Source organism: Nitrincola salilacus, from assembly GCF_046271865.1.
GTDB lineage: Bacteria > Pseudomonadota > Gammaproteobacteria > Pseudomonadales > Balneatricaceae > Nitrincola > Nitrincola salilacus.
Genome location: NZ_CP176580.1, coordinates 2,370,742 through 2,389,393 on the forward strand (window position 1 = coordinate 2,370,742; position 18,652 = coordinate 2,389,393).

The window sequence follows — 18,652 nt, forward strand, 5'->3', positions numbered from 1 at the left end:
ACTACCCAGCGCCATGAACTGATAAGAAAAAGCTATTCATTCGGGCAAAGACGCCTTTTTCCACTTCTGATGAAACTCCGGCATTGGAATCGGCTTGCTGTATAAGTAACCTTGCATACAAACCCCATCATATTGGCGTAGCCAGTCGGCTTGGTCGAGCTGCTCCACTCCCTCGGCTACTGTTTTAAGGTTCAGCGTCTGTGCAATCGCCATAATACAGGCGACCAGTGCAGCGTCCTGGTTGTCGTGCGTGATGTCATTGATGAAGGACTTATCGATCTTCACCGTATCGACCGGCAACTGCTTCAAATAACTCAGTGAGCTGTATCCCGTACCAAAATCGTCCAAAGCGAAGGTTATGCCCAAGGATTTCAGTTGTCGCATAATCTCAATGGCATCGGAAATGTTTTGTATCGCGACACCTTCGGTGATCTCAAACTCCAACCGTTGCCCAGTCAGGCCATAGCGGAACAACGTGGCTTTCACGTTTTCAACATAGTCCGGGTGAAACAATTCACGCGCGCTCACATTGAGGGAGATGCGCAGATTGTCCGGCAGTTGGTGGTCTATCTTGTCAGCGGCGAGGTATTGGCACACCCGATCTATTACCAACTGCCCCACCTCATGGATCATGTTGGAGTTTTCCAGGAAATTGATGAAGTGGATGGGGGTCAGCAAACCTTGAGTGGGGTGCTGCCAGCGTAATAGTGCCTCGGCACTGACCAGAGCGCCATCAAACTGGCTCACGATGGGCTGCAGATAGACTTCAAACTGGTCTTCCAGCAAAGCTTGCCGTAAATCGTGCTCCAATTGAACCAAACGTGTAGCTTCGGTGGCCATTGAGAGCTGAAACAGTTCATGCCGATGTTTGCCATTGCGTTTGGCTTGATACATGGCGGTATCGGCAAAGCGCAGCATCTCTTCTACCGACTCGTCTTGTGTGGAATAAATGGCGATGCCGATACTGGCCGACATGCGGAACTCATGCTCGCCAATACGAATGGGTACATTGATACGAACATTAAGCGCTTCGGCCAGATAAGCGGCTTTGCTTTCAGCGTCCTCAAGTTGTTCGGATAGCTCAGGCAAGCTCAGCACAAATTCATCGCCACCCACCCGCGCTAAGGTATCGGTACTGCGCATCTGTACTTTCATGCGCTCACTCAGCACAACCAGCAGTTGATCACCAATGCTATGCCCCATGGTATCGTTGATGCGTTTGAAGTCGTCAATATCGACGAACATCACCGCGCCATACTGTCCGTTCCGTTGAGCGCGGCGAATGTCCATTTCCAAACGGTCTAAAATCAAATTCCGGTTGGGTAAATCGGTAAGAGTGTCGTAATAGGCGAGGTGTTCAACGTGCGCTTCCGCTGCCACGCGGTCGGTGATATCACCCGCAATGGAGAGAACGCATGTTGAGCCTGAGAAGGAAAACGGGATACGCGTGACCTGAACAGTGCGCTCTACGTTGTAGATGTCGGTCAGGGTAGCACTGTCGTGGTTAATGCGTTCGTTATGACTCAGCACCCGCATCACTTCATCGGCAATCCGGTCTGCTTCCAGTAAATTCAGGCTTTGTTGTAATTCGAGATAATTTTGCCCAATCAGGCCCTCTATATCCGTTCCATAAAACTCGGCCATGCGTTGATTGGCAAACACAATTTCATGCTGATTGTTAAGCACAAACAATAGGTTAGGGCTTGAATCTACAACAACACGTAACTGCAGCTCACTGGCCTTAAGTTTAGCTTGCGAGCTATCGACTTGTTCGATGAATTGGTTTGTGGAATCCACAATAAAACCCAATTCATCGCGCTTATGGCCTAAAGGATGTTTAATGCTGCGTTGGCCAAGTTTGCGTTGACTCACCGAACCGATTTGATCTGCAATGTTGGTTAGCGGACTGGTCAACAAACGGTTAAACAGGAGCAGGAGGATCAAGGCAAGAAATATATTGCTGACCAAGCCCGATAAAAAGATATACAACGCTCTCCCGTAAAAAGGGGCCATGGCCATATCATTATCTAAAGCAAGAATCAGCGTTCCTTCGACATTGCCATTGTCTGGATTCACCAGCGGATATTGGTACTCTTTAGACAAACCGCCCAAAAACCATTGCGTGAAGGAAGAGGTTCGTGAAGGTTGGATCGCAGCTGCATAGGCCGCGAGCACATTTTTCCGGTCATCCAGAATGCTGACTTGATGCAGGAAACGATAATTTCGCAAACCGCGGATGACCTCTTCCGCCAGTACATTGTCGAGCAGATACACCGCCCTTTGGGCAGAGCTGCCACTGACTAAGGCAATTTCATCAAGCTGAGTCTGAAATTGGCGAACCTGCGTGCGTGCATCAATCATAACTTGTAAGGCAGCACCTAATAGCCCGATCAAGACGGCAACAAGCACTGCATTACGGGCCAGCCGAACCGAGATCCGTTGGAAAAAGTCGACGCTCATCCTCTACGCCTGATGGTTATTTCTAAGCCAAGTCGTGTCATTACAGGGTCGCTGTTGAGTCGCCGTTAGTGGATAGTATTTGTTTAAGCCAAGCAGTACACATTACACCCCCCAGCCCAAAAACTGTCAACGAGTATCCATAATTGGTTTTTGATAAAACGCTAGTGATAAGAACCAGAATCATGTTGAAAAAGGTAGCCTCCAGCGTGACCTGCCTGGGGTTTAGATGGCTATATTTATTGGCTACATGGCAGTTTTACTGTTAAATATATAACTCAGTGGTAGCGATTAGGTAGCAATAATGAAATGTACAGCACTTACCTACCTTCTGTTCTGGTTCTCTTGTGTAGCATTTGCCGAGCCCTTAAAGGTTTATGGCTATGATTTGGATTATCGTCTGCAACCCAGTGGCGAAGGTCACTACCATGCTTTTATTCAAGCCCTTCAAGCGCGGGGCGTTGCCATCGATTTAACGGTGGTTTCTTTAGTACGCGCTTTACGTGCGATGGAAGAAGAACCCGCAGCCTGTAACTTCCCGGCGACCATCAATGCAGTCATTCGTTCTTACCCGCAGTTTGCCAATATTCCTTTACTGACCGGTGATCCGGTAGACGCCATCAGCTTGCGCGTTTTAACGCGCCCGGAAGATCCCGTTATCACAGACATGCAGCAACTGGCTGGCCAGCGCGTGGCCTTGTGGAACGGGTTAGACCCAGACGCATTTTTGGGGAACGTTGATGCCGTTGTTGAACAAACACCGAATGAAAGTGTACGCGTGCGAATGCTGGATGCTCGGCGATTGGATGTGATTATTGGTTTTGTGCCTGATGTGCTGGTGGTTGCCGATGCTTTAAACTTGCCGCCTCCTCATTTCGCAGAAGAGCTGGCATTGTATCGGGATGAAGGGGCCTCTATTGTATGCCGCGTAACGCCAGAAAATGAACAGGCTTTATCGCACTTTAACGAGGTCTTGGCTGAAATGAAACGCAGTGGCGAGTTGCGTGACATTCTAGGACCCTTCGCAGATATTGTGGAAACTGTTGACCCATAGCCATCTTTGGCAGCCGATAAGGCATTGGCTATGTTCGTACAACATGGCATCCCCTTAGCTATGGTCTGGCTTTGTGTGGTTAAAACATGAACATAACATAGCTTGGAGGTAGGTTATTTCACAATCAACCATTTCGCCTATACTTGAACACTTGAGGAATCAATGAAGGGAGTGCCCGATATTGTTATTGCCCCTTTCTCTTCCACGTCCTACGGACTAACGGGATATATGCAAAAAAAATCAACACGACCGCTGACCAATATCCTCCTCACAAAAATTGTCGCCATGGCGATCTTTTTTGCAGTGGCCATGGGAGCTGTCAAATCTTTCCAGACCTACCAGGCTGAGCTCAGTCGCTTCAATCAGCTCGCGGAAGCATTCAGTATGGCTCACGTGCCCCTGCTGATGACCGAGTTGAGCAATCCGGAAAGTAGTGCCATAGAAAAAAATCTCTGGCTGCTGGTCGTCAGGCCTGAGATTGCCGCCGTCGTTGTCGAAACCTCATCCGGACAAGAGTTCAGTGCTGGTTATATCACCGCACTGGATCAGGTCAACCTGGTGATTGATATTCCCCACCCAACTATTCCTGAACAGCACATAGGAACGCTCGGTGTGACGTATGATACTGAGTATCTGCACAATAGCCTGATCGCGAGTATTTCGCTTGAGTTACTGGAGCTGGCACTGTTTACCGCTCTTATATATCTGTTAATTCGGCTTGTAATGGAGCGAAACCTCAACAAACCGCTGCAGCAGATAGCACAATATGCCGCCACACTGTCACCCAAGCGCCATATGCATCCCCTGGTCATCACCCGCCCCAAGCGCCACTGGCGTGATGAGATCGATCTGGTGATTGAGGGTTTCAATACATTGAGAACCAGCCTGGCACGCTATGTAGACGAGAGAGACAGAGCGATGGAGGCACTGGCAAATGAAAAAGAGCAGCTCGACCATCGTGTTATACAGCGGACTGAAGTGATCGCCCATATCAACGAATATCTTGAGCTGCTGTCACGTATCTCGGTCAAACTGATCGATATGCCTTTGCTTGAGTTTCCTGCTGGGCTGAGAAAAGCGCTTTATGAGATAGCCCATTATCATGCCGCCAATGCCTGCGCCATTGCCAACTGCAAAAATGGAGAGGCCTGGACCTGGCGGTTTATCTGGCGGGATGAAAGCGCGATCATTGACTGGGCTGAAGGACATCCTCTACCCTCCCCAGGCAAGACCAGAGGCTGGAGTGTCAGCTATGACAGGAAATTACCCAACACTCTGGTATGTTGTTTTATCGGGGAGCGTGACAGCTTTTTGCTGGCTCTTCATGGCATGGAGGAAAAGGCCAGAGATCCGCAGGAGCGACGGCTTGCCCAGATGACAGCTGAGGCTTTTTTCAAGTTGACGGAGCGTTGGCTCAGCCTTAACGAGCTTGAGAAGAGCAGAAGAGAACTGCTGAAATTATCCAATACTGATTCATTGACTGATCTCGCCAACCGTCGTCATTTTGACGAGATCAGACAGCTTGAGAATCGCCGTGCCCAACGCAGCGGACATCCCCTGTCCTTGCTGATGCTGGATGTTGACTTCTTCAAGCCTTATAACGACCACTATGGTCATGACAAAGGTGACAAGGTGTTGCAAAAGCTCTCATCGGTGATGCAGGAGCAGTGTCAGCGCGCCGGTGAACTGGTGGCCAGAATCGGTGGTGAGGAGTTTGCGGTTCTTCTCCCGGATCAGAATGAGGATAATGCACTGGCCGTTGCCGAACGGATTCGCCAGGCAATTCATGAATTGAACCTCGAACACCGTTTCTCTTTCCACTACCGAGTCACCATCAGCATAGGCGTCGCCACACTTGCACATATCGACCAGCATACCTCGCAGGAAGAGTTCGACAGCATCTTGCTACGTGCCGACAGAGCCCTCTATGCGGCGAAGAACAGTGGTCGCAACTGTGTCGTCAGGGAGTCGGACCTGGTTAACTCGGATGCTGAGGCAGATCAAGCGGCAACTTCAACAAAAACGCTTTGAAGGTGGATTCAGTAACATTGAGTCTGCTGCTGAGATTAGCGATCCCTGAGTGGCTCCAGCCACTGAGCACCGCCGAGCCTGCGCTGTTGCTCCAGATTCCAGTTGGCGCGATTGAGAAGATGATCAGCAGGCTTTGCCGGATCATATCGCAGCGGACTGGGTAGTGTTGAGGCCAGAAGAGCGGCCTGCATCGGGGTTAACTGAGCTGCCGGTCTGCCGAAATGGTGCAGGCTGGCCTCCTCTATCCCAAACACACCCTCCCCCCATTCGGCAATATTGAGATACACCTCAAGAATGCGTTGCTTGCTCCAGGTCAACTCTATCAGCAGCGTAAACCAGGCTTCGACTCCCTTCCTGATCCAACTGCGGCTGGTCCAGAGATAGAGATTACGTGCCACCTGCTGACTGATCGTACTGGCACCACGCAACTGCCCACGGCGCTCACGTTCACTCAGCGCTTGCTGTATCGCTGTTATGTCAAAGCCATGATGGAGCGGAAACCTCTGATCTTCCGAGGCGACTACGGCCAATGCTGCATGAGTCGGGATCTCATCCCAACTGAGCCAGGTCTGGCGTAATGTGAAGTCATCGCTGCTGTTGTTGAACCAGCGATCCGCCATGACCATCGTGATCGGGGGGTTAATCCACTTAAGCGGTACTATGAGCAACAGGCTGAATCCAACCCAGATGAGCAGAGCCAGAAAAAGATAACGGAATGACAGGCGAAGCAATCGACGCACGTGCAAATCTCGGGATAACCATGGGAGGCACAACAACGCTTAGAAACAGTTGTGGGCACCGCCACATAATGGTTTGTTTGAGGTTTGCTTGCAACCGCAAAGATTGTCCCTCCGTTTTTTGTAGTACATCTGCAATAAATCATTGAAAAATCAGCGCCTGCCGCATTTCCAAAATTCGCTGTCGCGTTTTTGAAACGTATTCTGAACCTTAAAGGGATACACTTTGGTCAACAAAAACAAGGCTGGAAATTATGAATACTACACATCCCGATCGTTCTGTCTTCGACCAGGTTATGGTTCCCAATTACGCTCCGGTCCAGGTTATCCCTGTCAAAGGCCGTGGTTCACGCGTCTGGGATCAGCAGGATAAAGAATATGTCGACCTTGCCGGTGGTATCGCCGTCAATGCGCTGGGGCATTGTCACCCAGAACTCGTTGCCGCTCTCAAGGAACAAGCCGACCAGCTCTGGCACCTGTCCAATGTGTACACTAATGAACCCGCGCTGCGGCTTGCACAACAGATCTGTGATCTGACCTTTGCCGAGCGCGTGTTTTTTGCCAACTCCGGTGGTGAAGCCAACGAAGCTGCACTGAAACTGGCTCGCCGCCATGCCTGGAACAAGGCCGGTGAAGCCAAGCACGAGATACTATCGACCTATGGCTCTTTCCATGGCCGTACACTGTTTACCGTAACAGCCGGTGGTCAGGAGAAGTACACCGAAGGTTTCCGCCCAGCACCCGGTGGTATCAGCCATGTGCCCTATAACGATATTGCGGCACTGGAAGCAGCGTTCAGCGATAAGGTGTGCGGGTTTATTGTTGAGCCTGTACAGGGTGAAGGTGGCGTACGCCCCGCCGATAAGGAATACCTTGAGGCAGCACGGCGTCTGTGCGACAAACATGATGCCCTGCTGATTTTTGATGAAGTGCAAACAGGCGTCGGTCGCTCCGGGATGCTCTACTCCTATATGACCTATGGTGTGGTGCCGGATGTACTGACCACTGCCAAGTCTCTCGGTGGCGGCTTCCCAGTGGCAGCGATGCTGACGACTGCCAAAATCGCGGAAAGCCTGGCATTTGGTACTCATGGTTCTACTTATGGCGGCAACCCACTGGCCTGCGCAGTAGCCAGCAAGGTACTGGAGATTATCAGCCAGCCAGCGGTGCTGGAAGGTGTGAACTCTCGCCATGAACAGATCCGTCAGGGACTCGATGACATCAATGCGCGTCATAATATCTTCACAGAGATTCGTGGCCAGGGGCTGCTGATCGGTGCAGAACTGACTGAGGCTTGGCATGGCAAGGCCAAAGACTTCATGGCTGCCGCGATGGAAGAAGGTGTGATGATTCTGGTGGCAGGCCCTAACGTATTGCGTCTGGCACCTTCACTGATCATCCCGGATGCTGATATTGCCGAAGCGATGCTCAGGCTCGAGCGTGCTGTCGCTAAAGTCGTTGCAGCCTGAGGTGCCGGATATGTGGCAAGTAAAACCAGTGACCGCGCAGGACCTTCCTGCGCTTGAATCACTGATGAACTTGAACCCTCTGCGCCTGAGCACACTGCCGACTGAGCGTGATCAGTTGGCAGAGCGTATTGCGGTTGCCGAGTCCGGTTTTGCCGGGCTCGACGACAAGGCAACGCTGCTGTTCGGGCTGCACGAAGATAACGGCAACATGGTTGGTGTCTGTGGCATACAACCCTATGCCGGTGCGGATGAACCCTTCTACAGCTATCGCATCGATGAGCTGGTGCATGCCTCCAGACATCTGAAGATACATCAGCGTCAGCCAGTGCTGTATCTGTCGCACGAACTCACAGGACTGACCAGCCTCTGCTCCTTCACGATGCTTGAAAAGCTGCGCTCAACCGCGGCGTTCGATCTGCTGACACGCTCACGCCTGATGTATATCGCCGCACATCGTGAGCACTTTGCCGATGAGTTGATCTGCGAAATTCAGGGGATCTGGGACGACGAGGGGCAGAGTATTTTCTGGAAAAGTGTCGGCGAGCTGTTCTTCGGTCTGGATTTCATCACTGCAGACAACCAGTGTGCACTGCATGGTAAAACCATCATCGCCGAGCTGCTGCCACCCTACCCCATCTACACCACACTGCTGCCCGAAGCTGTCCGCAAAGCGCTGGCCGAACCTCATCCACGTACGGAGCGCACAGTTAAATGGCTGCAGCAGGAAGGCCTGGCAAAATCACGCTATATCGATCCTTTTGATGGCGGCCCCACCTATCGCGGCGAAATCTGCAAGATGAACTCAATCCGAGCGATACGAAACGTCAGTGGTGTACACCAGCAAGATGGGCTCGATTCGCAGCAGTGGCTCGTCAGCCAGGGGCAGGGTACCGACTTCATCTGCATGCTGGTTGAGGGCACTCTGATAGATGATATGTTGCTGAGCAGTACTCAGACGATCCTGTCCGATAATACACCGACTCTGGTGATGCCTCTGGAGCTTCAGCATGACATTGATTAGACCGATTGCAGAATCTGATCTCGATGCGCTGATCACCATGGCTCGCGAGTCTGGTGTCGGCGTGACCAGCCTGCCAGATAACCCTGAACTGATGGCACGCAAACTCAAACGTGCCGTGGCCTCTTTTCAGCAAAAGCTGCCACCGGAAGAGGCGCACTACATTTTCGTGATGCAGGAAACACCCGACGGCCCGCCTGTTGGCCTGTGCGGTATAGAGGCCCGTATCGGCCGCGACGAGGTCTGGTACAACTATCGCCTCGGCGAAGTGATACAGGCGTCGGAAACGCTGGGTGTTTATCGCCGCACCCCGACCCTTTTCCTCAGCAACGATATGACCGGTGCCACCGAACTGGGGTCACTCTATCTGCGTGAACTCAGCCGTCGTAACCGTAATGGTTCTGTGCTCTCGAAGTCGCGCTATATGTTTCTTGCGTCCTTCCCGAAGCTGTTCAGTGAACGCGTGATTGCAGAGATGCGTGGCTATTCTGATGCCAATGGCATTTCGCCCTTCTGGGAGGGGCTGGGCAAGAACTTCTTCAATATGAAGTTCAGTGATGCTGACTTCCTGACAGGCTCCGGCAACAAGGTGTTTATTGCCGAGTTGATGCCGAAGTTCCCGATCTATGTGCCAATGCTGAACAAAGCGGCACAGGACGTGATCGGTGCGGTTCACCCACTGACACAACCTGCACTGGCGATGCTCGAGAGCGAAGGCTTCCGTAAGAACGGCTTTGTCGACATCTTTGATGCCGGCCCCTCTGTCGAATGCGAACTGAGCCGCATCGATGGTGTTCGGCGCAGTGAACGACTGAACACACGCATCGTTGAGCGCACCGAAACCGACAGCAGCGTCCGCCCACAATGGCTGGTCTGTAACGAACGTTTTTCTGAATTCAGACTGATCAGTCTGCCCCATATTTATCGCGACGGCCCCGTGCTTGAGCTGACACAGGAACAGGCAGAAATGCTGCGTGTCAGCGCCGGTGACCCCGTTCGAATCATGAGCCTGAAACCCGAGGAGCCCCAGGATGGCTGAAACACATCTGATTAATGGACAGTGGCAATCCAGCACTGGCACCCCGTTCGAATCGCGCAACCCTGTTACTCAGGAACTGCTCTGGAGTGGTCATGAGGCCGATCCCGACACGGTTGAACAGGCAATACTGGCTGCCGGCGCCGCATTCAGCCAATGGAAACGCACCCCATTGGATGAGCGCATTGCACTGGCGCAGCGTTTCAAGGGCGAGCTGGAAGCCAATCAAGAGATGCTGGCTGATGTGATCGGCAGTGAAACCGGCAAACCACTGTGGGAATCACGCACCGAGATTGCCGCAATGATCGGCAAGATTGACCTGTCGATCAAAGCCTATCATGAGCGCACCGGTGAGCATGCCTTCGAGATGCCGGGTGGGCAGCGTGTATTGCGCCACCGTCCGCATGGTGTCATGGCAGTATTCGGGCCATATAACTTCCCTGGCCACCTGCCTAACGGACACATAGTTCCGGCACTGATTGCCGGTAATACCATCGTGTTCAAGCCGTCTGAACAGACGCCTAAAACGGCTGAACTGACGCTGAAGCTCTGGCTGAAAGCTGGGCTGCCCGCAGGTGTTATCAACCTGATTCAGGGCGCACGCGTCACCGGTCAGGCACTGGCGCAGCACCCCAAGGTAAACGGTATTCTGTTTACCGGATCGGCGCTCACCGGGATGGCGATTCAGTCTGCCATCAGTGCTCAGCCGCATAAGATTCTGGCGCTGGAGATGGGCGGCAACAACCCACTGATCATAGGCAGCGATATTGATGCCAAAGCAGCCCATTGGGCAGCACTGCAGTCAGCTTTCATCAGTGCCGGCCAGCGCTGCACCTGTGCGCGTCGCATGCTGGTCCCTGCTGGTCAGGCGGGCGATGAGTGGCTGGCAGGTTTTGTTGAGGCCACAGCGGCACTCACCATCGGTCGTTATGATCAGGAGCCCTCTCCTTTCATGGGTTCGGTGATCAACCCTGAAACCGGACGCAAACTGCAGGCGGCCTATGCCAACTGGATAAAGGCCGGTGGCAAATCGCTGCTGGAGATGAGAGCGCTGGAGGGCAACGATGCGCTGTTGTCACCCGGCATCATCGATCTGACTGGCGTGAGTGTTGAAGATGAAGAGTTCTTCGGCCCCCTGCTGACGGTGCGTCGCTATCAGAGTTTCGATGAAGCACTGAGACTTGCCAACGATACCCGCTACGGTCTTTCAGCAGGTCTGCTCAGCCATAACGAGGCTGAATACAAGCAGTTCCTGGAAGAGATCAGAGCCGGTATCGTCAACTGGAACCAGCCTATCACGGGCGCCAGTTCAGCGATGCCTTTCGGCGGCACAGGCCTGAGCGGTAACTATCGCCCCAGCGCTTACTATGCAGCCGACTACTGCGCTTACCCGGTAGCATCACTGGAGCAGAAGGCGCTCAGCATGCCTGCGTCGCTGCCACCTGGGATGACACTCTGATTTTTGAGCACTCCTGTTACACCACCTGGCAATACTCCTGCAGCCTTCTCACTGCTGCGGGAGTGCCTGCACGGCAAACACGCACTCCCGTGTTTGCCAAATCCCACACAGAGAATAGATTAGCCCACTGATTGCGAGTAGAATCAGTCCTTTTCCGACAACTGACAGGACTCCGGATATGGGTCGCGCTTACCAGAACCGCAAAGAATCGATGGCCAAAACGGCCGACGCCAAAACCAAGATCTACAGCAAATATGCCCGTGAAATCTACGTCTGTGCCAAATCAGGCGGGGTGGATCCATCCGGCAACCTGAGCCTGCGTGGCCTGATGGACCGCGCCAAAAAAGATCAGGTGCCTGCGCATGTAATTGATAAGGCACTGGATAAAGCCAAAGGCGGTGGTGGTGAAGACTTCTCGGTAGCCCGCTACGAAGGTTTTGGCCCAGGCAACTGCATGGTGATCGTCGAGTGTCTGACCGACAACCCTAACCGCACCTTCGGTGACGTACGCCAGTGCTTCACCAAAACCAAGACCAAGATCGGCACATCTGGCAGCGTCAGCCATATGTTTGATCACTGCGTTATTCTTGCCTTCAAAGGGCATGATGAAGAGTCTGTGCTAGAAGCTCTGATGATGGCCGATGTCGATGTTACCGATATTGAAGATGAAGATGGCATGATCACCGTATTCGCGCCGCATACCGAATCCTTCAAAGCCAAACAGGCGCTGATTGAGGCCTTCGGCGAGATAGATTTCGAAGTCGATGCAATTCAGTTCCTGCCACAGACCACCACCGAGATCAGCGGCGACGACCTGCCCCTGTTCGAGCGTTTCCTCGATATGCTGAACGATCTGGACGATGTTCAGAACGTCTATCACAGCGCAGAGTATTGATCCTGATTCAGTCAGCTCTGAGTTACTCTGGTAGATAAAGATAGAACACAGGCAGGTGACTCACCTGCCTGTCGCCTCATCTAAAAGCCCATAAGTATCTGAGTTACTGGCTTTCATCCCGACGCCTTGAATCACCCTCGGACTGAGTGTTCCCAGTCACTGTAACCAAAAAGTTTTCGATTTTTTCTTCAATATGGCTTTCGACTGTTTTCAGTCGAAGCAAAGGTAAGCCCCCTTTTTGGAGAATGCTATTCTTCAGGGCATCCCATTTCTTCTGTTGCGGTTTATCGTGCTCTCCCCCATCTACCTCAATGACCGCCAGCGGTTTCTTACCCACCTTGAAGTAGAGCACAAAATCACAGCAGCTCCGGCCTTTCATAAACCCGCGCTCTTCTATGGTCATACTCGGCGTACAACAAATCGAAAGCCGACACAACTGGCGAACGGTGGATATGTACCGTTTCATTCGCGTAAGACACTTTCACCCTGATCGCACGCCGACGATCTCCATTTTCGTGCCTGCAAGTGCACCTATGAGATCAACAATTTAGCGCTTAATTCGGCCTGCGCAAGCGTGCCACTACTGTTCTTGATTAGTTTGGCAATATCACTAGCATTAGCAAGAACCTGAAAACCACCAGGCTTCTCTCGGTAAACGATGGACAGCGGAAATCTATGAAGGGGTACTCTACGAATATCCGGCGGCAACTCAACTTGCCAGGCTCTTGGAGATTCGCCTACTAAGTTGGCCAGAGCCTCAAAGTCCTCTATGAACGCACTTCCCAATCCCGGAACTGATGATTCGTAATAACCAACTAACTCCAGGAATTCGGCTTCCGCTGCCGGATGAAAAGAATAGTTCATTTGGTAAGTGCTCTAGCCCTCCTCATGACATTTTGACCTGATACAGCCTGAACCGAGCCATTATCGAGTTCTTCAGCTCTGCTCTGGGCCACAAGCAACCAATCGGACCTGAGTTCCTCTTCTGTAGGAGATTCAAGGCTCAATACCAGTCTCTGGATCAATTTCGCTCGTTCCTCTTTTGGAAGGTGGAGCGCTTCGTCTTCAATGCTCTGGAGATTCATGGAAAAACCTCTCGTTTAATATGATTCAATTTTGTCACAATTGGAGAACGGGTGCTACGACTCTATTTTCGCTTTAACGCCGTAAAAATGTGCTCCCTGCTTTTGCTTTGTTAGTTATGGCGGCGACACACGAAGCCCGTCAGTTTATACGTGACTGGATCGACTACTTTGGAAGTTTTGGGACCCGGCATGAACTGACCAGTACAAGGCGGCCAGCTTCAAGGTGCATTGGTGCTGGAATAGTGGCGCTATTTCAGGCCAATGCAACGCAGTCAGATGGCTGCCTCATCTGTTTGTTTTAGTCGGTCCGCTGAGTCACTTCCAGCAAATGGTAGCCGAACTGCGTTTTTACCGGCCCCTGCACTTCGTTGACTGGCGCACTGAATACAACCTTGTCGAACTCCGGAACCATCTGGCCCGGGCCAAAAGTGCCCAGATCACCACCACTTCGGCCAGAGGGGCACATGGAGTGCTTCTGTGCCAGTGCGGCAAAATCTTCACCCGCAGCAATTTTTGATTTCAGTTCGTTACAGGTTGCTTCATCTTGAACAAGAATATGACGTGCTGCAGCTTGTGCCATCCCGGTACCCTCACTTTTCAACAGAATTTATGGACCGGTAATCTTAACATACTGCTTTTAAAAATGGGGCTAGTAGCCACCTGAAGAATGACAGCAAAGCGCTAACACCGGTAGTAAAAATCCTGCATGGCGCTGTCAGAGATCTGTGGTGTAACGCACCGACATGGCTTTTGTCATTCCTTAAACTGGCTCAATAGATAGCGCTTACGCACGTCTGCGATGAGTGGAGGTACGGTCCAACAGCGATACCGCCAAGTTCTGTATATCCCCGGGAGTAGAACACACCATGAACACCATACAAAAAAACAAAGTCCGCAGCCTCGCGTTGCCGACCATACTAACCATGGCCCTCGCCGCTCTGCTGGTCGGTTGCGACAGATCAGACCAGCCCGCCGATGTAACCGCCAGCCAGGTAAATGTCGATGAGCGCGAGGCGAGCGAACAGCCTCTGGGAGATGTCGCTGAGTTTGATGGCTATACGCTCCGGGCTAATGTGAGCCCTACCGAACATTTGCCCGATGCCATGGCGCTACAATATGGTATCGAAGCCGATGCCAACGTATTCCTGCTCAACGTGGTCATTCTGGAAAATGGACAAGAGCAGCAGCCAGTGCCTGCGACGGGCGAATTGAGCGCATACTACGAAAGCGTGACCGGTCACACTACAAAAATCGATATGCGTGAGGTTGAGGCGAACGACCTCGTATCCTATGTCGGTACTCTGGACACCAGCACACAGCGTGTTTTTCAATTCGTCATCGAGGCACAGGTCGAAAATACCGACCTACCACTGCAAATGAGCTTCGAAGCGCAGATCCCCTAGTTCAAGCAGGAGACAGGCCTACCCTGCAGCCAGTGCATCAATCACCGTTTCAAGCTTTACGGACCCCGTACGACGCTCAGCGTTCAATCGATCATGGAAGGCTATATGGCCAGAGTTAATCCCTTGGGTCATTTCAATAAATCCGGAAATGGCCGCTGAAGAGAAACCTTGCCCAGCTATCGATAGCGCCCAGTCTGACTCCGGTATTGAGGCTGGCTGTATCGCTTCTCCGAGTGTCAGGGATAAGTGCTCCGCGATATTATTCGGGGAATATCTGGCGGGACCTTCCAGGTCGAAAATTCGCACACCTTCCCAATTTTCGCAGAGAGCTTCAGCCGCTATGCGGCCGATATCTGCTGTTGCGATCATCGGAAACTTTCGATTCAACGGCGAAAGAAAGCTGGGTAATTGATGCTGTTCTACAGCGATTTTAACGAGCGCCCCCCAGTTTTCCATAAAGTAGGCTGCACGCAGGAATGTTACCGGTATTCCTGTACCGCTTAAGGACTCCTCAAGCATACGATTCATGGCGATCCAGCCTGTGCCATTTGGTTGCTCTGCACCGATTGATGAAAGGGCAACCAGCTTGGGCAACTTCGCGTTTGTCGCCGCGTCCGCAATGGAACGAGCCATGGCTTCAGCCTGCGAAAAAAGCTTCTCAGACGAATATTGCGGGGGACTGACGATATACGCACCGTCCGCATCAGCAAAGGCTTTGCATAGGCTAAAGTGGTCTGTTAAATCAGCCACAGCAACTTCAGCCCCGAGAGCTGCCCACGTAGCCCTTTGTGACTCATCTCTCACGACAACGCGCACACGTTTGCCGGCATTCAGTAACGTGTTCGCTGCAGCAGACCCTGTGCGACCAGTAGCGCCTATCACTACATACAATTCGGTAGTGCTCATTATTCCTCTCCTGATTAAGAAACTTGATAGATCCAACGAGAGGAATGCTATACAGTCCGCCTACATATTAAAAATGCATGAGGATAATAACGGGCATGCAAAAAGTGGATTTAAATGAGGTTGACCTGAACCTTCTCAAGCTGTTTGACGCATTGCTGAAAGAAGGCAGTGTCACTCGTGCTGGCGAACGATTAGGGCTTAGCCAGCCTGCAGCGAGTCGAGGCTTGGGTCGCTTGCGCCGATTACTAAACGACAAGCTTCTGGTGCGAACAGCTAATGGATGGGAGTTAACACCACGAGCGATAGCCTTGTCAGGATCGGTGACCAAGCTGCTTGATGATGCACGAGCAATCGTTGCACCTTCCGAGTTTCATCCAAGCACCGCATCAGGACAATTCACAATTGCAACAGCGGACCATTTGGCCCTGTTGTTGATGCCCGCACTGGTTTCTAAACTTGCGACGTTGGCACCCGGGATTGATCTGGTCATGCCGGCACCAGCGGGTGATAACGTAGGTTTAATTGCTCAGGGAGGCGCCGATCTGGCGATTGGCTCCTTTCAGGGGCTACCTGCAAGGTTTTACTGTCGAGCACTCTATGATGAAGACTTTGTATGTGTCGTGCGCAAAAATCATCCAATAGTCGCCGCACAACTGACTCTCGAAAACTTCGTATCGCTGTCGCACCTGTCCGTGATTATTACCGGCCAAGGAAGCAGTGCCGTGGATGACGCGTTAGCGCAACATGGACTCACGAGAAGAATTGCAGTACGCACCCCTCACTTCCTGGTTGCTCCCATGATCGTGGCCGAAAGTGATTTGATCCTATCCATTCCACGTAGATTAGCCCATCGAATGGCTAAGTCAGTCCCTATTGAAATACTCGAACTACCTATAAAAATACAGTCTTTCACGCCATCTATTATCTGGCATGAAAGGCAGCATTATGATCCTGCTAATGTATGGCTTCGCAACCAGATAGTAGAAATTGCCCGTGAACTAATATAGCAATGGACAGCTTTTCAATACTATGTGCCGAATACCGTGAAACTCAGGCTTACATAGACACCGTAGCCCAGCAAGAGCAACCCTCCTTCGATCCGGCTAAGCCGACGCTCCGTATATAGAAATAACAACAGAACCAGTGACGTTCCCAACATGACCCATTGATCAAACTGCAGGATTCGCTCAGGGACTGGAAGTGGCTGTAGCAACGCGGAAATTCCGAGTATTCCCAGAAGATTGAAAATATTGCTGCCCAGGACATTCCCAATAGCAACATCGGCATGACGGCGGAACGCCGCGATGACTGATATCGAAAGCTCGGGTAGAGACGTGCCAACCGCAACAAGGGTCAAACCTATCACAGCTTCTGTGACACCAAACGACTCGGCTATTCCTATGGCCCCCTTTAACAATACTTGTGAGCCGGTGATCAAAAGGACCAAACCCAGCACAACCGCCATGATTATCCATAGCGTTGTTTTTGGCAGAGACGTAACTTCCTCCCCTTCAGCTATATGTAACTCTGCGGAAGGCGCTTCTCCAGAGCGTTCGGTCCAATAAGCCCAGATCAGATAAGCGGCGAGCGCCAAAAGGAATATGGCAGCGTCAGACCTTACCAAAGCCTCCCCACCGACAAGAATAAGAAACAAAATGCTAGCCGCGACAACAGTGACAGCATCACGCCGCAATACGAGCGGCTTGACAGCAAGAGGCGTTATCAGTGCACATAAGCCTAGAATCAGCAGGATGTTGCCAATATTACTCCCCACAACGTTACCGATTGCGATGTCGGGCTGCTCACTCAGAGCTGCCTCAATTGAGACCACCAACTCTGGCGCAGACGTACCAAAACCGACAATTAATAAGCCGCTGAGCAGAGGAGAAATACCCAGACGATTTGCAGCGGCCAAAGACCCTCTGATCAGTGCCTCACCGCCACTAGTCAGTAGCAACACTCCGATAGCGACGAACAGCAGGTTCAACATAATTTTGAGCTTCCGGTTGCGAGCTTAATTAAATGGCTGCATCAGCCTACCCTTTGGACTATCAACTCGGTGCTTCATCCAGTCGGTGTGCGCTGGTGCTTTTTGATCATTGAGTAAAGCCCACTGCCTTCTTGCGTGTCTGCGATAGTTATACCGATTCATACTCGCGTGGATCACTGAGTTCACGTTTTTTCCCACTGAAAGATTCGAAAAGTGCCCGGTGCCGGCTAAGCCCATACTCGTCTGAGCGGGTCTCATAGGCAGTCACCCATTCGATCAGGTTGTCCAGATGTTCATCCTGCTCCTCTTTCGAACTAAACTTCTCCGGCTCCCATGGCCTTGCGCGGCAGTGGGCAATGCACGCATCGACACCAGGGTTAAGAAAGATGAACTCTTCACAATCTGCCAGGATCGGTTCGATAATATCCGAATAACAACCGTCGATTATCCAGTGCTCATTATCAGCGATGAAGCGCTTTACATCAGCAATGCTGTCTTGAAGGCGCCGCCTCTCCGAACCGCCCTGAAACGCCACTTCATCCAGCGACAGGCGAGCAGCTTGTTGCTTAGTAATGAATTTTTTTGAGAGGGTGCTCTTACCAGACCCGGCATTTCCAAGAAGTACCATTTTCAATGCGCTACTCCCACCTCGGTATCACCGCATTCAGCGACTTGTCACAGGCTCAGGCATGACTGATTTGCCTTTGATTTATGGCACTATGTTTCGTCAGATAGGGTTTTAGGTATTTGATCCCGGCAACGCAGACCGCCTAGCAATGCGATAACAATAACGCATCCGGCTGTGACTAGTGGATCCTCGTTTATTAGCATAACTCTGCCGAAGTACAGACTCACGCCGACAATCGTGACCAGCGCCAGTAAAATACAAGCAGCAGCCCCCACACGAAATGCTAACGGTCTGGATATATTGTTGTTCCGACACCATTTTCCGATAGCAGTAACAGACGCGTAGTAGATCAACACCCCTATAAGTGCGTAAGTCAATTGCACGATTTACATCCCCATAAGATAACAGTTTCCATAGAAGTCTTCGGCCTCGTAATCGACTGGTTTGTGTTACCTGATTCTAGCCCTTGTCTATCGTGTCAGCC

General features: G+C 51.7%; 18 protein-coding genes. 9 read left to right on the forward strand and 9 right to left on the reverse strand.

All coding sequences use genetic code 11. From position 1 onward, the window contains the following. Positions 1 to 36: 36 nt before the first annotated feature. A complete protein-coding gene (locus tag ACK3CJ_RS11285) occupies positions 37 to 2,460 on the reverse strand; it encodes a putative bifunctional diguanylate cyclase/phosphodiesterase (RefSeq protein WP_409526495.1) in 2,424 nt (807 codons plus the stop codon). A 301-nt stretch (positions 2,461 to 2,761) separates the two neighbouring features. Here ACK3CJ_RS11285 and ACK3CJ_RS11290 point away from each other — a divergent pair, with 301 nt between their 5' ends. Then, the gene (locus ACK3CJ_RS11290; RefSeq protein ID WP_409526496.1) at positions 2,762 to 3,511 is read left to right on the forward strand and encodes a hypothetical protein; all 750 of its coding nucleotides are present in this window, start codon (positions 2,762 to 2,764) and stop codon (positions 3,509 to 3,511) included. 228 nt (positions 3,512 to 3,739) lie between these two features. After that, complete coding sequence (locus tag ACK3CJ_RS11295) at positions 3,740 to 5,542, forward strand: GGDEF domain-containing protein (RefSeq protein WP_409526497.1); 1,803 nt, start codon at positions 3,740 to 3,742, stop codon at positions 5,540 to 5,542. A gap of 35 nt (positions 5,543 to 5,577) precedes the next feature. Here the strand turns inward: ACK3CJ_RS11295 and mtgA are convergent, their stop codons facing one another. Further along, complete coding sequence (mtgA, locus tag ACK3CJ_RS11300) at positions 5,578 to 6,282, reverse strand: monofunctional biosynthetic peptidoglycan transglycosylase (protein ID WP_409526498.1); 705 nt, start codon at positions 6,280 to 6,282, stop codon at positions 5,578 to 5,580. Positions 6,283 to 6,533: 251 nt separating this feature from the next. On the opposite strand from mtgA, the gene ACK3CJ_RS11305 reads away from it, so the two are divergent. The 5 genes from ACK3CJ_RS11305 (at position 6,534) to ACK3CJ_RS11325 (ending at position 12,156) form a co-directional block, all read left to right on the forward strand. Further along, positions 6,534 to 7,748 (forward strand): aspartate aminotransferase family protein, encoded by a 1,215-nt coding sequence (locus tag ACK3CJ_RS11305; protein WP_409526499.1) that lies wholly within the window; start codon positions 6,534 to 6,536, stop codon positions 7,746 to 7,748. A gap of 10 nt (positions 7,749 to 7,758) precedes the next feature. Continuing rightward, positions 7,759 to 8,769: an arginine N-succinyltransferase gene (locus ACK3CJ_RS11310; RefSeq protein WP_409526500.1), complete on the forward strand. Its 1,011-nt coding sequence runs from the start codon at positions 7,759 to 7,761 to the stop codon at positions 8,767 to 8,769. Beyond that, a complete protein-coding gene (gene astA / locus ACK3CJ_RS11315; RefSeq protein WP_409526501.1) occupies positions 8,756 to 9,805 on the forward strand; it encodes an arginine N-succinyltransferase in 1,050 nt (349 codons plus the stop codon). The genes ACK3CJ_RS11310 and astA overlap by 14 nt, the downstream gene beginning before the upstream one ends. After that, positions 9,798 to 11,261: a succinylglutamate-semialdehyde dehydrogenase gene (gene astD, locus ACK3CJ_RS11320; protein WP_409526502.1), complete on the forward strand. Its 1,464-nt coding sequence runs from the start codon at positions 9,798 to 9,800 to the stop codon at positions 11,259 to 11,261. Before astA ends, astD begins: the two co-directional genes overlap by 8 nt. A gap of 178 nt (positions 11,262 to 11,439) precedes the next feature. Then, a complete protein-coding gene (locus tag ACK3CJ_RS11325; RefSeq protein ID WP_409526503.1) occupies positions 11,440 to 12,156 on the forward strand; it encodes a YebC/PmpR family DNA-binding transcriptional regulator in 717 nt (238 codons plus the stop codon). Positions 12,157 to 12,259: 103 nt separating this feature from the next. Here ACK3CJ_RS11325 and ACK3CJ_RS11330 read toward each other — a convergent pair whose 3' ends face one another. From ACK3CJ_RS11330 to ACK3CJ_RS11345, 4 genes are all read right to left on the reverse strand, one after another. Next, a complete protein-coding gene (locus tag ACK3CJ_RS11330; protein WP_409526504.1) occupies positions 12,260 to 12,559 on the reverse strand; it encodes a DUF2726 domain-containing protein in 300 nt (99 codons plus the stop codon). 128 nt (positions 12,560 to 12,687) lie between these two features. Continuing rightward, on the reverse strand, positions 12,688 to 13,020 hold the full coding sequence (locus ACK3CJ_RS11335) for a type II toxin-antitoxin system RelE/ParE family toxin (protein WP_409526505.1): 333 nt from the start codon (positions 13,018 to 13,020) through the stop codon (positions 12,688 to 12,690). Then, positions 13,017 to 13,241, reverse strand: coding sequence for an addiction module protein (locus ACK3CJ_RS11340; protein WP_409526506.1), 225 nt, complete (start codon positions 13,239 to 13,241; stop codon positions 13,017 to 13,019). The genes ACK3CJ_RS11335 and ACK3CJ_RS11340 overlap by 4 nt, the downstream gene beginning before the upstream one ends. Before the next feature lie 298 nt (positions 13,242 to 13,539). Next, entirely contained in the window at positions 13,540 to 13,821 is a 282-nt protein-coding gene (locus ACK3CJ_RS11345; protein ID WP_409526507.1) for a peptidylprolyl isomerase, read from the reverse strand. A gap of 286 nt (positions 13,822 to 14,107) precedes the next feature. Here ACK3CJ_RS11345 and ACK3CJ_RS11350 point away from each other — a divergent pair, with 286 nt between their 5' ends. Next, positions 14,108 to 14,644, forward strand: coding sequence for a DUF4426 domain-containing protein (locus ACK3CJ_RS11350; protein ID WP_409526508.1), 537 nt, complete (start codon positions 14,108 to 14,110; stop codon positions 14,642 to 14,644). 18 nt (positions 14,645 to 14,662) lie between these two features. Here the strand turns inward: ACK3CJ_RS11350 and ACK3CJ_RS11355 are convergent, their stop codons facing one another. Next, the gene (locus ACK3CJ_RS11355; protein WP_409526509.1) at positions 14,663 to 15,550 is read right to left on the reverse strand and encodes an NmrA family NAD(P)-binding protein; all 888 of its coding nucleotides are present in this window, start codon (positions 15,548 to 15,550) and stop codon (positions 14,663 to 14,665) included. A gap of 95 nt (positions 15,551 to 15,645) precedes the next feature. Here ACK3CJ_RS11355 and ACK3CJ_RS11360 point away from each other — a divergent pair, with 95 nt between their 5' ends. After that, the gene (locus tag ACK3CJ_RS11360) at positions 15,646 to 16,557 is read left to right on the forward strand and encodes a LysR family transcriptional regulator (protein ID WP_409526510.1); all 912 of its coding nucleotides are present in this window, start codon (positions 15,646 to 15,648) and stop codon (positions 16,555 to 16,557) included. 20 nt (positions 16,558 to 16,577) lie between these two features. Here the strand turns inward: ACK3CJ_RS11360 and ACK3CJ_RS11365 are convergent, their stop codons facing one another. Together ACK3CJ_RS11365 and ACK3CJ_RS11370 are read right to left on the reverse strand one after the other, a co-directional pair. Next, on the reverse strand, positions 16,578 to 17,540 hold the full coding sequence (locus tag ACK3CJ_RS11365) for a calcium/sodium antiporter (RefSeq protein ID WP_409526511.1): 963 nt from the start codon (positions 17,538 to 17,540) through the stop codon (positions 16,578 to 16,580). Between the two features lie 148 nt (positions 17,541 to 17,688). Continuing rightward, on the reverse strand, positions 17,689 to 18,174 hold the full coding sequence (locus ACK3CJ_RS11370; protein WP_409526512.1) for a shikimate kinase: 486 nt from the start codon (positions 18,172 to 18,174) through the stop codon (positions 17,689 to 17,691). Positions 18,175 to 18,652 lie beyond the last annotated feature (478 nt).

Excerpts from the sequence above, each read along its gene's own strand:
- ACK3CJ_RS11350 (WP_409526508.1), top strand. The coding sequence starts at position 14,108 with ATGAACACCATACAAAAAAACAAAGTCCGCAGCCTCGCGTTGCCGACC.
- ACK3CJ_RS11365 (WP_409526511.1), bottom strand. The coding sequence starts at position 17,540 with ATGTTGAACCTGCTGTTCGTCGCTATCGGAGTGTTGCTACTGACTAGT.
- ACK3CJ_RS11335 (WP_409526505.1), bottom strand. The coding sequence starts at position 13,020 with ATGAACTATTCTTTTCATCCGGCAGCGGAAGCCGAATTCCTGGAGTTA.
- ACK3CJ_RS11285 (WP_409526495.1), bottom strand. The coding sequence starts at position 2,460 with ATGAGCGTCGACTTTTTCCAACGGATCTCGGTTCGGCTGGCCCGTAAT.
- astA (WP_409526501.1), top strand. The coding sequence starts at position 8,756 with ATGACATTGATTAGACCGATTGCAGAATCTGATCTCGATGCGCTGATC.
- ACK3CJ_RS11340 (WP_409526506.1), bottom strand. The coding sequence starts at position 13,241 with ATGAATCTCCAGAGCATTGAAGACGAAGCGCTCCACCTTCCAAAAGAG.
- ACK3CJ_RS11290 (WP_409526496.1), top strand. The coding sequence starts at position 2,762 with ATGAAATGTACAGCACTTACCTACCTTCTGTTCTGGTTCTCTTGTGTA.
- ACK3CJ_RS11355 (WP_409526509.1), bottom strand. The coding sequence starts at position 15,550 with ATGAGCACTACCGAATTGTATGTAGTGATAGGCGCTACTGGTCGCACA.
- ACK3CJ_RS11310 (WP_409526500.1), top strand. The coding sequence starts at position 7,759 with ATGTGGCAAGTAAAACCAGTGACCGCGCAGGACCTTCCTGCGCTTGAA.
- ACK3CJ_RS11305 (WP_409526499.1), top strand. The coding sequence starts at position 6,534 with ATGAATACTACACATCCCGATCGTTCTGTCTTCGACCAGGTTATGGTT.
- ACK3CJ_RS11330 (WP_409526504.1), bottom strand. The coding sequence starts at position 12,559 with ATGACCATAGAAGAGCGCGGGTTTATGAAAGGCCGGAGCTGCTGTGAT.
- ACK3CJ_RS11295 (WP_409526497.1), top strand. The coding sequence starts at position 3,740 with ATGCAAAAAAAATCAACACGACCGCTGACCAATATCCTCCTCACAAAA.
- ACK3CJ_RS11360 (WP_409526510.1), top strand. The coding sequence starts at position 15,646 with ATGCAAAAAGTGGATTTAAATGAGGTTGACCTGAACCTTCTCAAGCTG.
- ACK3CJ_RS11345 (WP_409526507.1), bottom strand. The coding sequence starts at position 13,821 with ATGGCACAAGCTGCAGCACGTCATATTCTTGTTCAAGATGAAGCAACC.
- ACK3CJ_RS11325 (WP_409526503.1), top strand. The coding sequence starts at position 11,440 with ATGGGTCGCGCTTACCAGAACCGCAAAGAATCGATGGCCAAAACGGCC.
- astD (WP_409526502.1), top strand. The coding sequence starts at position 9,798 with ATGGCTGAAACACATCTGATTAATGGACAGTGGCAATCCAGCACTGGC.